Raw genomic sequence first — 16,880 nt, 5'->3', positions numbered from 1 at the left:
TTAAGTATATTGGGCTAAAAGCTCGTCGTTCTAATTAAATAAAGTATCTTGATACCTTAAACGTTTGTTATGCGTATTTTCCGATAATACTCAAGAGATCTTCTACAGTATGTGCGGTGTAATCAGGCTGAGACTCCCATAGCTCTGGCTCAGAACGACTGTAACCCGCAGCAACGGCAATTACCTTAGTTTTACCACCAAGAGTCATTTCCAAATTGCGGGCAAACTTAGTATCTGCTTCGTGGTCGCCGATATACATGAGCAATTCGCTGTCCGTGTGACCAAATATTGACTCAACACACTTAATACCCCCAAAGGCATGAGGTTTTTGATTACCATTTGACACATCATCATAGCCGACAATTGCCTTAAATGGAGTATCTATACCATTGCTTTTCAATACACGGCGAATGTTGTTTTGTGAGTTCTGAGAGCAAATACCATGAGGTAGTAGAGAAAATTTATCCACCACAGTCTTGATTCCATCAAACAATGCTACCTCTGTTTTATTTTTCTCTTGATGCTCAGCCCACAAACTCCCAGCTATAATCATTTCGTCATGAGTTAAGCCGTAATAATCAACGTAAAGCTCTTGCCAATTTTTAGCACCATGATTCGCTTCATGGTACGAATCCTCATCGTGTAAATACTTCGGTAAATTCTCACCCGTTAAGCGTGGCGCAACGATAGATAGGATAGACTTTGTGATATCAATATTCTTTGGTACGGAATTTACAAGAGTTCCATCATAGTCCCACAGTATTGCATCTAGTTTCATTTTTACCTCTATATTCTGAATAACGTTTAAGCATACAATTTCACTAATTTTTCGAAGAAGCATACGCCAAATTAAGTAGTGAGCAACGCTGCCACCTAACTAATGCATTGTGCTGTAAACACTAAAGTTGATTCAAACCAAAAGTGCCAAGCGTTGTGAATCTGCATAAATTTATTGTTATGTTGTTACTTACAACTCATCGATACTTCCATTGCTAAATCAACACGACCTCGTTCCCTCAAAGCCCAACCAGCTTTGGTTGAAGTTAAAGACTCAAAAAATGTTAAATCTGGCTTGTTATCGCACATTACATGCTCGTGAAGCTTTTGAAGATGGTCATTTGACGAAGCTAGAACTACGTTATTCATATGGTCATTAAACTTACCGAAAGAATAGTACCCAATAAATGCAACACCAATTAAAACCCAAGACTTACCCATAACTACACCCTAAAAAGATCGAAGTCTTATCTTAGAGTATTTCTATTGATAATTAGGAATATACGTTATTACAGATAATCATATAACGCCGCATTAAGGTGTGAGCGACGCTTGACTATACTTGAGCGAAGCGAAACTGCCAAGCGTTGCGAATCACTCTTAAATGCTTTGTTATGTGTTTTGTAAACGATACACCGCCCTTGCTATACGGAAGTGTGACAGCGATGAATATACGAAGAGTAGTATTTGGGTGATTCCCAATGGCGTTGAGGGCACTAATAAGACTAACACGTACAGAATTACACTTATTACAGCCATAATAAGTGTTTTGCTCATAAACCAATCAAGACTAATATCATTGACTTCTGCACGATGCTCTTTCGCAGCGCTCCTAACTGTAATTATGGAGCTAGAGTAAATCATTGCACTAGCAATAGCCCAATCGCTCGTTGTTAGTAAGTCTCCCCATTGGCCAGTAAAACCTTTAACTAGAACTAACGCTAAAAAAGGGATTATGACAAATGTATAAGAGATAGCAGCATATCTAATCTCTTCCAAAGAACTCACACTGTGTCCCATTACATTCGATAATATCTATAACTTTTTTTATTTGCGCATTTTTTATCGTCGGTTTCCCCTTAACGCGCCAAAGCTCATAAGCTGAGTGAACAAGCAAGCTATCTTTAACATCCACTTTCTTTTGACCGTTTTGATATTCTTCAAGCCACAAAGAGTCTTTGATTGGAGCATTGTAAGTAAGCTTTGTTTGAGTATTTTGGAAGCGCCAGTTTAAGTCACCACGAAAGCATGGCCTAATAACATCGACGATTTCTTTGTCATCATGTTTGTCTATAAAATTAGAGAACATATCTCTAGGACGCTTACTTAGTCTAAAGCCAGTATCAATATTAATTACGTTACTCGGTTGTTCAGAGTCGATCCCATCAGTAATAGTAAGTTTTTCATCAGGCTCGACCATTCTATTTGCGTCAGACCACTTTTCCATTGCTAAAGCAACATCTAAGTCATTCAGAGATGGCTCTACCCTCTCCTTGTATCGACCACTTGAATTCACCTTACGACTCAGCTTTTGATTTTGCCTTTGAGTAATTTCCGACAGTGATTCCAAGGAGCCAATCTCTCCAGTAAGGTCTTTAATTAGTTCATTAGGGCTTGTTAATTCGTCGAATAGTTTTAGAAGCTTCAACTTTATGGAACCACTTTGAATGTCATTAATTTCTATACAGAAATCAAGGTCATTTCCGATTGCATCTGCGATCGCCTTTCCAAAGCTTTCATAAGCTGATACATAGTTACCTAATGCGAAAAAGACTTCTCCGACATTTTTTCGGTTTGGGTTGTACTCGAAGTGGAATTCAAGGAAAGATTGCGACATAGCCTTAGTCTAATAAGTGAGAAAGTGCAATTATACACTCAGCAACAATACACGTATAGAGCAACATGCCGGATGGCTATAATCCTCGGCTTACACATAACGCCAAGCTAACGTGCCCGAAACCGTGGCATATACTTTTGCGAAGCAAAAATGCCACGCGTTACGGGTCACTGTTGAGCGCCTTGTTATATTTTTTCTGGCGCAAGGTTATAAATGTTATTTTCAACAATCCAGTTCATGTGACTAGATAAGCCATCTAAGTCAGGGTAAATAGCTGATGTATTGATACCATAAAAGTTCAACTCTTCGAGAAGGGCTTTACGATAATCCTTTGAAATTGTGATTACTTCTAATTCCTCATTGTCACGCATTAGCTCCTCAATACTTTTGTTAGGATCAGAGCTAACCGTAAACACACCACCCTGCCGAATAATTCTCGGAACGACACCAGTTGGTTTGAATTTGCCAGCACCTTTAATTTCAAATGGACTAACAACCTTTTCAGGATTAAATTCCCACATGCACTTGTAGCAAAAAATCTTCGCATCAAGATCTTCATCACCACCAGATACAGCAAAAAAAGCGGCGACCAAGGGATTGTAGCTCCAATCTAAGAGCTTTGTAGCCAAACCATGATGCTGTGCAATCGCCAACCACTCCCAGTCAGATTTTGGTTGTTCTCTTATAAACTCCTTTGCGCGCCGCTTCCAGGCTTTAAAAATCACTTCTTCGCTTGAGTTGGAATATGGTTTACGACCGACTTTAGGCTTTAATTCCCAGTCTGGGTGTCCATGACCTCGAAAAACCCAAGCACTATTATTCTTGTATTTTGATAAAGCCTGATGAAGCTCGTTAAAATTTGTAATCACTGAACTTTCCTAAAAAATATAACGCTTATTAGACGGAATAATTCCACTTTTGTCTTTCCGTCTATCTTGCTAAAAGATTATATGCAACTCAAGATATATCAATACCTTATTTCAAGATTGAGTAGAGGATTACGGAAAAAGTCCGTCTAGTAAGCTAGGAACTTTTTAATAGCTATATTTGTTTAATTTTGAGTTACAAAAACGTATCAGTTCTCGCACTCTAAGAAGCTTTGGGGAGTTTCGTATTTCATGTCCCATCATAAAACCTCTAACATAGAAACCACTTTCACCCATCACTACAAGTAACTGTTCAAGCTAAGATTGAGCATAAGCGTTAACTTATTCCAGCGTAACAGTCTTAAAAAACTTGGTATCAATACGCTGTCCTCCTCACTTTTTATTCGACTTCTCGTGATTTAGTCTCATTAACCCCATTGCTACAACTACAAATGCCATTGCTACCTATTCGAATGGACTGTACATTCGCCTTTGAAACCACTCCATCAATGCTAGCCAGACGAACGCCAAATTAGTTAATACAGAAGCCCGTGCAGGCGTTTCTACAAGCTAGCCGCGAAAACTAATACTTGGATCCGCAATGCCGCTATGCCACTCACCGCAAATACCAACCACCAGCTGATAGGTAGAACCGGCTGATAGAGAAGCATTAGAATTTAATCAAGTGAGCGATAAATAGCATTACACCCATTCGTTCTCCACAACTCTTGATTAACTAGCTTCCAATCGAAATAAAATGCCTTTTTTTGCTCATCTTTTTCAACTTCGAATGCTTTGTCGGGTTCAGACATTTTAGCGACCATATAGCCTAACAATATCTGACGGTCTTGAAGCATTTCTAAAAACGTTTGCATCACCTCATCATTAGCTTGAAGCTGCAACTCTAGGATTTTGTCCGTATTCGCTGTAATTGCTCTGTAAAACTTGGACATTGCCTTTTGGGCTTGTCCATCTGATTTAAAATTACCTAACGTGACATCCAAGCATTTCGCATAGTCCTGATTGACCGTATAAAGCTGCTCCGCTGAATAAGGAACAGCATGGCTACTTAGAGGCACCACCAGCACAAACAAACTAAGACTAGAGATAAACTTCATATGTTTTTCCTCAAACGTATAACGCTTAGCTAACTCGTACGAAACCTTGGTATATACTTTTTTCGAAGCAAAAATGCCACCAGTTACAGTGTCACATAAATCACTTTATTAGCCGTATGACTAAGAACCAAATGGTTTAGCTGAAATTATCATATAGCTGATTGCGTCAATCAGGCGCTCTGCTTTGCTTAAACTTCTTGTATAAAAAAGTTTTACCACGAGATTTTCATCGTTTTTCATTTGAACGATATACCAATCGCTCTTACTGAAAAGTTCCAAGGCAGATATGGAATTGAAATAGTATCTTGAGCTAATGTCAGATGCTTCTATTTTTAAAGAAGATAACACCATGCCTGAATCCTCATTAATATTGCTCATAGTGTGACTACTGGTTTTTAAACCGTCAGATAAACCAATATACGAATCGGTGACAACTATGTCTTCAGGTCTGTAATTTAAAGGCTGTTCCATAACAACCTGCTCAATGATTTTTACAGCGGCTTCTTCACTTAACTCTAGCTTGGCAGAATACGGCATATGCTTAGCGGCACAACCACATAAAAACAGAAGTAAAAAGACAAAACAATTTTTCATCAAAACATTACCTTTAACAATCAATAACGCCGAGAAGAACTGAAAATTACAAACACAGTTAACGCATTGTTAAGCAGCTAAAATTAGAAACGAAGGAACAATTGCTCGATGTTTTTGTCCTTTGAATTGACTTGTTATACATCAAGGCTTAGGTATCGTACCTACACCCGTAATTTGTACTTCAAACCCTCGCTGTGAAAGACTTTCAAATGCCTTCGAAAGGTTCACCTTACTAAAAAATGGTAAGTTATCCTTCAAGGTTGATGAGTCTTCGCCAAGTATTACAAATACAACGTCTACACCATTACTTTTGAAATTTTCTAACGGAACTGTATTCTGTAATCCATTACACACGCGCTTAAGTACTTTTCTAGTTGCTTTTCTAAACTCTTTATCACCCAATAATATTTCAGCAGATACGCTACCTTGAGCAAATAAGTGACTTAAACCAGCCGAGCCACCTTTCCGGTGTTTGACATGAATATATTGCCTGTTTTCGGTCATTAAGTCACAAAGCTCAATAGAGGTTGTCGTGCGATTGCTTTTAATTAATTTTTTATCTAAAAGGTGATAAGAATGTGTATTGGCAGCCCTTTCATTGTAGTCACCTTCGGTTTCAATCTTATCTTTTGTCTTACCATCGACCACTTCACTCCATGTATAAACTTCAGGGAATGGTAAGCTAGATATAGGTATTTGTGAAAGAGTAGTGTTTATTCTAGTCATAAAGTCAGTAGCGATTTCGTACCATGCTCCAGCAAATAGCACATATACTTTGTTACTTATTTTATGCTCAAAGTAAATAGATTTATATATTTGGTGTTCTGTTTCATTTTCATGGACATCGTATACAAATAGTCGATCTCTCTTTATTGAATCAATACATACAGCCGCAACATCAAGATTTGCATAGTAGTCGTTAGTATCAATTGTAGGATTTATAATGTTTTTGGATCGCGTAAAGCTAAAGCCCCAAATAGAATCCCAATCAGCTAGCTCAGGGATAGTGACACATACATCAGGACTTTTAGCTCTTAATGCAGTTACAAGATGATCATCTAGCTTTGAAATTTCAGACGATTCCTTAATTTTACGAATGTTATCTACCCATGAAAATTCACCTTTGTAAGAGTCATTGTTGTAATAACCTGAAAGCGTTGATATTAAATCACTGATCTCATCGATGTTTAACTCTAAACCAAAAGAAAATACAGAATCGCCTCCTGAGATATTCTTTAGATTAACACCTGCTTTAGGCGAACCTGTTACTGCTCTCAATACATCTTTTGAAATATCAATCCCAAAGACACCAACATCTGATTCTCTCGCAGCTTGAGACTTTTTTTGTACAGCTTGATCATCTAAAGTAAAAAGATCAACACTTCTCAAGCTGTCGTGCTTTAAAGTGTTCAACGCTGTTTTAATTCCAAAGTCATTCACAAAATATTTAGTATCTAAGAGAAAACGACCATAACCAAACGTAAAAGCCATTATATTGTCAGGGGTTTTAATAATTAATAACGCAGAGCTAGATCTATTCGACAGCTCATCCAAAACTACACCAGTAACTTCTTCAGTAAAAGTAGTCCACTTAGGCTTTTTCTCCGCTGGGATCTTTACGAAAAGATTCCCCTCTAGCTCATGCTGAGTATCAATGTCGTAAGTATTCACTAGAGCTGAACTCTTTAAGAGTTCACTTACATCAAGGTCTTTATACTCATCTTTTACGAGAAATGAATTTAAAAAAAGGTACGGCTTTTTATCATCACCAACCATTGCAGAATACTCCATACTTGATGCCTAACGCTTGCTTAGACGAAATAAACCTGCTTTTACTTTCCGTCTATCTTTCCTTTCTAAAACTTCATAAGTAACTCAAGGAACGTAAATAAATCACTTATAATTTCAGTATCGGATTACGGAAAAAACCGTCTAACAATCGGTGAACCTTTCATTAGGTGTACTTGCTTACTTTAGATCGCGACGTTTGTTGAACACCTAACCGCTTGTTACACCGCTAACCTATCCCCATGCCCTACGCGAAACAAATAATTTATGTTTAATAATTAGCCACTAAATGGGGCAAGCCAGAACTGGCGACTGCGAAGATGGATGGAAATGAGTTTTGGAAAATAGAAGTTTCGCGACTCATAAATAACGATGGGTATGGAAAGTCGCTTAGGTTGGTGTTCAGTATTGATGGTGCAGATCAGGGCTGTATTGGATGGGGATACAATACAGCCCGCTTTTCATTGGTGTATACAAACGAAGTGAATATGCGATTATCAATCAGTTGGGCCGAGTAGTAACACAGAAACATTTGTTTTTTACTTTCGTTACCCACGCGATCTATTAATCGCTCTACAGGCTTGCATAGCATTTGTATTTATTGTGTTGTTACATGTCTACTTGCGTAAATCGAGCATTGAAATGCCTTAACACAGGCGGCTCATAAGAAAAAGCTAACCCTCTTATTTGGCTTGCGTTTTCCTTCACTATAGAAAAAGCCTTAATGATATAATCCATATGAGACTGAGTGTAAGTCGCTCTTGGGATCGTGATACGTAATAACTCCGCAGGACACGGCAGTTGCACTCCTGTTTTTGGATCACGCCCGAGTAGCAATGAACCAATTTCAGGCGTTCTAATTCCAGCAATTAAATACAATTCATTAGCTAACGCCATTCCGGGAAATTGTGTCGGGGGAATATGAGGCAGTAATCTTCCAGCGTCTACAAATGCAGCATGGCCACCGGGTTGCTGACAGACAACCCCTATCTTTTCTAACCCTTCAACTAAGTATTCAATCTGTTTTACTCTATATTCAAGCCATTCTTGTCGCATCGATTCATACAGTCCAACAGCCAACCTTTCCATTGCGCCGCCTTCTAGTCCGCCATAAGTTGGAAAACCCTCCAAAACCACACATAAGTTTTGGCAGTCTTTAAAGACGTCCTCATATTGTCGATTTTTGAAACTCAGTAAACCGCCCATAGGTACCATTGCATCTTTTTTTGCCGACATAGACATTAAATCAGCGTATTCAAACATCTCTTTAGTGATCGCCTCAATACTTACATTTTCATACCCAGGCTCTCGCTGTTGGATAAAATACGCATTTTCAGCAAAGCGGGCGCAATCAAGGACAACGGGGATCTCATATTTTTTTGCTATGGTGTACACACCTTTGAGGTTAGCCATAGATACGGGTTGTCCACCGATTGAATTGCATGTGATCGTACTAACAATGTACGGGATATTGTGGGGGCCATGCGTTTCGATGGTATCGCGAAGTCTTTCTAGATCAAAGTTGCCTTTAAATAGGCCATCCACGCTAGTGTCAAAGGCTTGGTCAGATGGGGTATTTTTAATCGTGCAGCCATTTATTTGCGCATGAGCCTGCGTGGTGTCGAAGAAAAAGTTTGAGATCACTACCATCTTACTTTTATCTAAACCGTGGTGAGTCTCTCTGTATTTGATCAAGTTAGGAACATACAATTGCTCTGCGCCCCTTCCCTGATGAGTAGGAATCGTCAAAGCGTAACCAAAAATATTAGTGACAACTGACTCCAGTTTTCGAAAGCTTTTACTGCCACTATATGCTTCGTCACCGAGTAGCATCGCCGCTTGCATTGATTGAGTAACCGCACCAGTCCCACTATCCGTCAAACAGTCGATATAAACATCTTTACTGTCCAACAAAAGCGTATTTAGACCCGCTTGTTCCAATGCCCTCAGTCGATCCGTTTTAGAAATTCGAGTAATAGGTTCAATGACTCGGATTCTAAATGGTTCGGGTAAATGAATAGAATCGCTTAACATCGGATCATATAGTTCTGCTTTCATATAGTAGACCTTACTGATTGAATTATGAAGTTCATGAACTACCGCTCAAATACAAGTATTTATATCGGTTTCATGCCTAATTTTAGCTTTATGGTAACCGCACCTAAACACATGCTGATTATTCCAAAAGAACAAATACCATAGCTTTCTATTCAAAAATCCAATCTTAATTTATGCATTAATTATAGCATTCGGTCCATCAAGGATGACCATGACCAAAAAATAAACTGGAGTAAAAGCATCGTTCATTACGTTGGAAATTAGCCGATTATCACAGAGCCATATTATGAACGTCACCTTGTATTCGTAATGACCTAAAGCAAAAATCCAACAACACTTGGAATCACCATTTAGACCAATTAAACACAATTACGTCACTTAAAACGGTATTTTCGAGTCCAAATACGATTAAACCACTAGCAAGAAAATCGCCAATCACAAAATGACCTAAAAACTTAAAGTCTTAATAAACAGTAACTTATAAAATTAGATATATAAATTATTATAAATAATACTTCATGTATGAAATTAATATGTTACTTATATGTAAAATTATCAGTAAGGCACACTAAACAAAAAAACGCTCAATTCTTCTTTTATTATTGGAGAAGAAACAGAGGTGCCTCCCTACAATGACGCTTGCTACACTAACTAAAAACGGAATAATAAGTGACCATGCTTATGACAGACAGCCAAGAAGACATTGATCAACAAACCCAATACCGGCTAGGTAAATGCATTCTTGTAAAAGACGACTCTACCTCCGAAATCCGGCTTCAGAATGGAAAGTCATTTTCACTGACACACCCCGAAAGTGCAATTTTACGCTGTTTGTATGAACACGACGGAAACGTAGTCAGTAAGTATGACTTGATCATCGCAGGTTGGGGACGACCCGATATAATCGGTTCTAATTCACTCCCCGTCGCAATGACTAACATTCGAAAGATTCTTAAACTGGTTGAGGTGGAGATTACTAATGTCCCACGGATCGGTTATAAACTTGAGATCCCGCAGACCGAGTTGCGTGCCACCCCCTCAATGGACGACACACTTCAAGATGGAATTCAAAAAGCATCGTTGCATCATGTGTTTAGTATAATCATTTTCTATGCCGTAATAAGCATTACTGTTTTATGTATATTGTTTGTAAGTACGTCCTGGGTAACTACCCAGTGTACGGTTATTGACACGGTGAAAGTATGTTATAACTCAAGGGAAAAACATCAATCAATAGCAATACCTGACACATTATCAGCCCAACCTAATGATACTTTCTATTTAAGTGGTCGAAACTGGATGAAGGTGGAAAATAATGAATAGTTTTCGAACAAGGTTCTCACTCACCTTATTGGTATTGATGTTTGCTGTTTTTCTTTTTGGTGCGTTCGGTGGCTATGTGAGCAATTTCGAAATAAAGATCAATCTGGAAGAACATCATCGTCGCGCTACGATTGCATCTAATCGTGGTTATGTCTCCGCGCTACATACTCAGGAAGACGATCAGGGCAATGTTATTTCCCAATGGCGTATTAATTCGTATCAGTTGATATATGGGAGCCAATGGATACGGATATTTGAAGATAGAGAGTTTATAGTAGGCAAAAAAGATGATGACAATTATGTCAACGTCGAAAACTTGCTAAGCGAAAAATTATTTGCTCGCTTCGAAAAAATTGAGCGAGTGGGTGATCAAGTTTACCTATGGCGGAATTACCCTACCCCGGCTTTTTGTGTCGGTAAAGTAATAGGGATCACGAGCCTAAGTGAATACATAAATAACCTTTAAACCTCTTCGACAGACGTTCACTAAAACGTTAGCCAAGTAAGGCTTGGGTAACTGGTGTATTCACAAGACAAATTTGGTCATTAAACGAATACTAACTATATAATATCATCGTCATTTTTAGCCCTGCATGACACAAGACCTTGAACGTTAGAATCCATACGAACAAGATCGGCACTTGCCATCTGTGTATTTGCCCCTATAGTCCAATCGCCAAAGCGATCATAACTTGTAATCAGCATTAACATACTGAAATACTGCTCTTTGCCCCCCTTTATAAGAATACGTCTATCATGATCGACAACTAATGCACCATTGCCCGCATCTAGAGTTGATACATAATCGTATGCCCCTCCTTCAGCCCTAATCACTACTTCTTCATGAACGCTGTAGATAGCGATCGGTAGTTTGATGGTTGCTGAATAATCCATAACCCGAACAGTGAGCTTTTCAATTCTTTTATCCCCCCTTGACGTTGAAACCTCGCTAAAAAAAAACGCATTCTTGCCCCTTGGTTTATTGCCATCGCGTATGACTTCCTGCTGTAACATTGGTTCTTCGGGTTCTTCGTCAAAGTACATTTTAGCCTGATCTCGATTAAACGTATTTTGTAGCGTTACGAGTCGCTGTCTAATTTCATCACCATACGTCTCAAATATTTGCTTAATCTCCGCTTCCCAATCAAATTCATCTGCCGCCCCCATCTTGGATACAATCCCAAGTTTAATGACACCGCATCGGCGGTCACTATCCAATGAATCAATCGTACATCTGAATCCTTGAGACATTGTAATACTTGCTCCACATTGATAAGTGTCTCCTTCCGACATATTTAGCGGTGGAATGCATACAATGGCGTTTTCAGATTCAAACGTAGCCAGATCAGTTGTCCGATCATCTGCGATTGGTTCGGTTGCCCAACACATTAATGACATTGCTAATGGTTTTCCGAGTGATTTCATTATTTTCCCTCTATTGTGTTTATTCTTTTCATTAATGATCGATAACGAGTCAACATTATTTACAACTAGAACAAAGACCAGTTATTTATAATAATTAATACAAACCACCCACGTTAGATATATATCAATAAAAATAACCCTACTCAATCCAAAACGAATGACATCACGACTATTACTGCGTTACAAAAATAAATAACAATCAAAGGCATTAAATAATCTATAAATTACTCCTTACCAATGAATACACGTGGTTATATAAGCTTAAAATAATGCAGTAACGGCACAGAAATCCCTAGCGATAAATGGCGATAAAATTGAATTATGTTTATAAAAAACGAACCAATACTAACTTAGGTGAATAACCGGTTACGGAACCAACACCTTAACAGTCACGTAAATAAAGTTCATAGCCTTATTAAAAACTAGAAAAATACGGAGTGGATGATGTACACATACGCAGTCCCATCAGAACGTCAAATAGATGTGAATGAATCACTGAAAAACATTACAGATTGCCTAAAAGAATACAATATTCATTCCTCTGTCAAGACGAGTCAAAATGGCTTAGTGGCATCCGTCGATTTATCAAACAATAAAGGCGAATACTTAACGACAGGCGTAGGTAAAGGACCTTGGTCGGTTGTCGGCGCATATTACAAAGCACTCGAACAGATACTGCTGCAATATCAGTTCATTTCATCAGACACATCAGTCCAATCTCTAAGACATTGGCTATTATCAGAAGAGAGGCACTGTGCATGCTTGTTTGGGAATATCTTGACGGAATATGACGACGGCCCTTTGAAATACTCGCGCTACTATTCACTCACTAACACCCACACTTACCTAATCCCAGAAGTGCTCGTCAACCCCTATCACGCTGAACCTCTTATAAAAACTGATGCGTTTCAATTTCTTAAGACTTATTCATCAAGTAGCGGCTGGGCCTCTGGCTCAACATTCGAAGAAGCTATTTTGCATGGTGCGAACGAACTTGTCGAAAAACATCATATGAGTGAACTTTATAAACAGTATATTAGTCATTCTCAATATACTGGCTCGTTTTATCGGGTTTCAATACCTTTAGCGATATTAGAAAAAAATCCGTTATCAACCATAGATCTTGACCAGGTCACAGTGATCATGTCGGCTACTGAGCTCGGGTCTTATTTCTGTGCTTGTACCCTAGAATCAGATATCAGCCCTATGACATTACGCTCGTCAGGCGTCTCATACTCTAAATACCACGCTATAGAACGGGCATGGTTTGAACTGGTTCAAACCGTCGAATTCTTTAGTCCGATTAAGCATGAAAAAGACACCCAATCCGCAAACTTTTTAAACAGTGTTGAGAAACTAAGTAGATTGGTCAAATTTTCACACTTTAGCGATCTGCCAATTAGGGATCTAACCGCCCTTAGGCCTGACTTGCACAGTTTTTATTACCATTACAAAAAATTAAACCTAGCGATAAATGAAACACGTTCATCTCTATTATTTCGCACCGCATTCCAAACAAAGAATATATGGTTTGTTTCCGTTTACATACCCGGATTGGAGCGATTCAATATCATTGACACAGGTAAATGGGTCATACCTTTAAGATAAATTTAGATTATAAAATCAAGACATATCATTCACTAATATCATTACCATGCATTAATTATTCATAATTCATAATTCATATTTTGTATTTTGTATTTTGTATTTTGTATTTTGTATTTTGTATTTTGTGATGATAAATAACCACAACGAAAGGAGCACATATATGCTAATAAACACAGAAAGTTCGCGTTATATACTTACAATAATTATTGGAGTTAACTCTTCCCTAGCTGTCGCTAACGATGTATATAATCACCTTGGAGAACCTATAATGATCGACATTTCACAACTCCATCAAGACCCGGACAGTTATGAAATGATCGATGAAAATGGCCATATCTATATTTTCAATGGCACATACTTCCTAGATGGAAAAATCCCCGACATTGGAACTGAGGAAGAATTACCATGTAAAGAATCGTTACTGAAAACGATTAATATTGAAGAGGGGGATAATTTACAGCCAGAAATCAACGATTGCTATATACAGAGGATAACCAATGACGAATATGAAATTGTCCCAATAAAATATTTGCCAGAACCGAATCCATATAAAGCAAATTACTATATGCCTGGTGAAAACAGCTATGGACCACACAGACGACTCGATGTATTTCAGCAGTTAATCATGTAATACGACTCATTGGGAAATCACATTATGGAAAAGGAATACTATGAAAATTAGATGAGCCTACACACTTGGTCTTTTTAACACGGGTTGGCAAATGAGCGTTGTACCTCTTTTATTAATACATCAAACATTATGCCCGCAAAGCCTTTTGCCACCTCTTCATTGGACATCAATCATTTCATTATCTGATAAGGCCTCATTAAAACAGATCGTTCATCCGTTCTATAATTGCTTTAAGTTGCTCTGTTTTCTCTGTTTTCGGATCTTTTGGTGCGGCACCTGCACTGTGCTTTATCAACAGAAGCGACGGCGGCGGTTTCGAGGCCTCAACGATTTCATTTCCTTACTGCCAAAATGGTTAAAATCAATCTCGTAACCAACAATTCCGACTCCCCCATCGAGTGGGTCTGTCTTATTGATGTCAATCCAGGCGTCTGATACGCGCGGTAACACTTCACGTACAAAGTAGTTCCCGACGGTTTGCGTGAGTGGAACGTTTTCATAATCACGAAGTGCTGGGTTGGCCTCTGGTGTGCCTTTTGCTTTTCCTGATTCATGCAAACACACTTCGGCCTCATCATCGTGTTCCCCAAGGTGTTTTACAATCAACTTTTGCTGCGCCGCTGTTAACTTTGTGCCCCCAAAAATACCGGTGATGATCAAGTTTAATGAAGTCAGAAACGTGTCGCGCGAGTTCTGTTTTTCTTTCTCAATGCAACTTAAAGCCGCCTTAATATTGCTTTGAACTGAACTCGCTAGTTTAAGCCAGGTTTTATCAGCTTGCAGTGCAGTGAGTCGACTCTCATCCTTTGGGTAAATCGCCAATTTTAATGGGCGTTCTACTGTGATTCTTCGGTAACCAAATGCTCGATAATCGAAGATCTTGCTGACGTCATTTTCAATAAAGTGACCGTAGGTGTTCACAATGATTTCGATGCCGTCCTCGGTGAGTTCCCGACGCTTACAGCCCAACGATTTGCGCATCGCTTGATAAAATACGTGTTCATCTTTTACTTCATCATCAACGTCTGTGTTTTGAAAAGAAGCACGACCGCCTTTTTTAGCGTGCTCTTTAGTTGCGTTTATAAGCTGAACTTTGCCCTTTCGGTTTGCTGCTTTATGGCTAGATAAAAGCCACACATAGGTAGCAATGCCCGTGTTGTAGAAGATGTCAGCTGGCAGTGCGACGATTGTTTCAAGAAGATCATTTTCAAGAATGTAACGCCTAATCTCACTCTCTCCACTGCCTGCGCCACCGGTAAACAACGGCGATCCATTCAAAATAATGCCAATGCGTGAGCCATTTTCGTTTCGGCTAATTTTACTCGTACAAGGGCGCATTTTACTCACCAGGTGCATCAAAAACAGTAATGAACCGTCTGACACTCGGGGCAATCCTGCACCGAAACGTCCTTCAAAACCTTTCTCTTTGTGTTCGTCGTAGATAAACTTTTGAATTTTTTTCCAGTCCACCCCAAACGGTGGATTCGACAGCATATAATCAAACTTTTCTGTACGCAGTAGATCGTTTGATAAGGTATTTCCCAGTTTTATGTTGTCGACCTTTTGGCCTTTGATGAGCATGTCGGCTTTACAGATCGCATACGATTCGGGGTTGAGTTCTTGACCAAACGCCGAGAGTTCAGCGTTTCTATTGAGTTGAAGAACGTATTCCATACTCGATGATAAGAAACCGCCTGTACCCGCGGTTGGGTCGTAAATTGAGCGCACTAACCCAGAGCTGGTTAATGCTTCTTCATTGGCAAACAGTAACGAGGTCGTGAGATCAACAATGTCTCTGGGTGTGAAGTGCTCTCCCGCGGTGTCATTTGAGCTTTCGGCAAAGCGCCTGATCAGCTCCTCAAAGATAAGCCCCATCCCGTGATTGTTAATGGCTTTTGGGTGAAGGTCTGCGGTTGCAAAACGTTTGGCGACTTTGTATAGCAGATCCGCTTCTTCAAGTTTGTCGATGGTGTTAAAGAAGTCGAAGTGCTCAAAGATCTCGCGGGCATTGGGGCTAAAAGACTGAATATAATGCTCAAGGTTGCTGGCCACCCCAGTTTCACCAAGCCGATTTAGATCCATTTGAGAGGTGTTGTAAAAGCTTAACTTTGCGGTGTGCGTCAGCAGTTTGTTTTGCGCTTCAAACGGCATCTCTTTTATGTCGTCATACTTACTAAGAACGTCGGGCTTATTGGCTTCAAGCACACACTCTAACCGTCTTAATAGTGTGAAAGGAAGAATGATTCGACCGTATTGAGATTGCTTGAAATCACCGCGAAGAAGATCGGCGACCGACCATAGAAAGGCAGCCCGTGCAGCGAATTGACTTTCAATTTTCATAGGCGTTTATCAACGATAATCCGTCGACCTCTATATCAAACGTTTTCATACTCATAAAAATAACCTTGTCATTACCTTTAATGAGCAAATAGGTTAGCCTCAGCGTCTAAGGATGGGTAATTAGTTATGAATAAATTATGCTTTGATAAAGCCGCCGTTTTCTGTCTCCCTTTTCATTTTTATCAGGTCAATTGAGTCTAATTTTCAGAGTAGACATTCAACAGCATTCCTTATATTGGGTAGCGGGCGTGTTTTCTGGGTGTAGTAATTGATTACCTATAAATAACCATTAATTACTACATCCACCCTCTAATACCTGTCATCTTCAGTGGTGTGAATAAATAAGTGGGTACAACCTAGCCAACCTAGCCTGTGTCGTTTTGCCTAGCGACACTCCCCCCGCTCGTTTATTCATGGTTGTACGCAGCAGTAACAGTATGTCGCGCAAGGAAATGCTGTTTCATTTTGGTCTCCATTCCACTATATGCTGTGTTTGGCTACAGAGCGCTCCCCCC

The 16,880-nt window shown here is 39.3% G+C and carries 14 protein-coding genes; 4 read left to right on the top strand and 10 right to left on the bottom strand.

Annotation, left to right across the window (positions count from 1 at the left end; translation table 11 throughout):
- Positions 1-67 precede the first annotated feature (67 nt).
- The 8 genes from L4D20_RS03560 to L4D20_RS03525 form a co-directional block, all read right to left on the bottom strand.
- A complete protein-coding gene (locus tag L4D20_RS03560) occupies positions 68-778 on the bottom strand; it encodes an HAD family hydrolase (protein ID WP_248009035.1) in 711 nt (236 codons plus the stop codon).
- A 185-nt stretch (positions 779-963) separates the two neighbouring features.
- Positions 964-1,218, bottom strand: a complete 255-nt coding sequence (locus L4D20_RS03555; RefSeq protein WP_428800168.1) for a hypothetical protein — start codon at positions 1,216-1,218, stop codon at positions 964-966.
- A 544-nt stretch (positions 1,219-1,762) separates the two neighbouring features.
- The gene (locus tag L4D20_RS03550) at positions 1,763-2,614 is read right to left on the bottom strand and encodes a hypothetical protein (RefSeq protein ID WP_069520274.1); all 852 of its coding nucleotides are present in this window, start codon (positions 2,612-2,614) and stop codon (positions 1,763-1,765) included.
- Between the two features lie 185 nt (positions 2,615-2,799).
- Complete coding sequence (locus tag L4D20_RS03545; RefSeq protein ID WP_428800167.1) at positions 2,800-3,483, bottom strand: FRG domain-containing protein; 684 nt, start codon at positions 3,481-3,483, stop codon at positions 2,800-2,802.
- Positions 3,484-4,157: 674 nt separating this feature from the next.
- Positions 4,158-4,598, bottom strand: a complete 441-nt coding sequence (locus tag L4D20_RS03540) for a hypothetical protein (RefSeq protein ID WP_428800166.1) — start codon at positions 4,596-4,598, stop codon at positions 4,158-4,160.
- Positions 4,599-4,718: 120 nt separating this feature from the next.
- Positions 4,719-5,192 carry a sensor protein gene (locus L4D20_RS03535; protein ID WP_428800165.1) on the bottom strand — a complete coding sequence of 158 codons (474 nt, stop codon included), beginning with the start codon at positions 5,190-5,192 and terminating at the stop codon, positions 4,719-4,721.
- Between the two features lie 141 nt (positions 5,193-5,333).
- A complete protein-coding gene (locus tag L4D20_RS03530; protein ID WP_428800164.1) occupies positions 5,334-6,983 on the bottom strand; it encodes a TIGR04141 family sporadically distributed protein in 1,650 nt (549 codons plus the stop codon).
- A gap of 606 nt (positions 6,984-7,589) precedes the next feature.
- Positions 7,590-9,038, bottom strand: a complete 1,449-nt coding sequence (locus L4D20_RS03525; protein WP_428800163.1) for a tryptophanase — start codon at positions 9,036-9,038, stop codon at positions 7,590-7,592.
- Between the two features lie 675 nt (positions 9,039-9,713).
- Here L4D20_RS03525 and L4D20_RS03520 point away from each other — a divergent pair.
- Complete coding sequence (locus tag L4D20_RS03520) at positions 9,714-10,361, top strand: winged helix-turn-helix domain-containing protein (RefSeq protein WP_428800750.1); 648 nt, start codon at positions 9,714-9,716, stop codon at positions 10,359-10,361.
- Positions 10,354-10,827, top strand: coding sequence for a hypothetical protein (locus tag L4D20_RS03515; protein WP_428800162.1), 474 nt, complete (start codon positions 10,354-10,356; stop codon positions 10,825-10,827). Before L4D20_RS03520 ends, L4D20_RS03515 begins: the two co-directional genes overlap by 8 nt.
- Positions 10,828-10,922: 95 nt before the next feature.
- On the opposite strand, the gene L4D20_RS03510 is transcribed toward L4D20_RS03515, so the two are convergent.
- Positions 10,923-11,786 carry a hypothetical protein gene (locus L4D20_RS03510; protein WP_428800161.1) on the bottom strand — a complete coding sequence of 288 codons (864 nt, stop codon included), beginning with the start codon at positions 11,784-11,786 and terminating at the stop codon, positions 10,923-10,925.
- A 441-nt stretch (positions 11,787-12,227) separates the two neighbouring features.
- On the opposite strand from L4D20_RS03510, the gene L4D20_RS03505 reads away from it, so the two are divergent.
- Positions 12,228-13,394, top strand: coding sequence for a YcaO-like family protein (locus L4D20_RS03505; protein ID WP_428800160.1), 1,167 nt, complete (start codon positions 12,228-12,230; stop codon positions 13,392-13,394).
- Positions 13,395-13,554: 160 nt separating this feature from the next.
- On the top strand, positions 13,555-14,025 hold the full coding sequence (locus tag L4D20_RS03500) for a hypothetical protein (RefSeq protein ID WP_428800159.1): 471 nt from the start codon (positions 13,555-13,557) through the stop codon (positions 14,023-14,025).
- A gap of 291 nt (positions 14,026-14,316) precedes the next feature.
- Here L4D20_RS03500 and L4D20_RS03495 read toward each other — a convergent pair whose 3' ends face one another.
- Positions 14,317-16,365 (bottom strand): type I restriction-modification system subunit M, encoded by a 2,049-nt coding sequence (locus L4D20_RS03495; RefSeq protein ID WP_428800158.1) that lies wholly within the window; start codon positions 16,363-16,365, stop codon positions 14,317-14,319.
- Positions 16,366-16,880: the final 515 nt, after the last annotated feature.

The organism is Vibrio kyushuensis, from assembly GCF_050337325.1.
GTDB lineage: Bacteria > Pseudomonadota > Gammaproteobacteria > Enterobacterales > Vibrionaceae > Vibrio > Vibrio kyushuensis.
The sequence above is the reverse complement of the archived record's forward strand: the minus strand, read 5'-3'. Positions and strand labels throughout refer to the sequence as shown.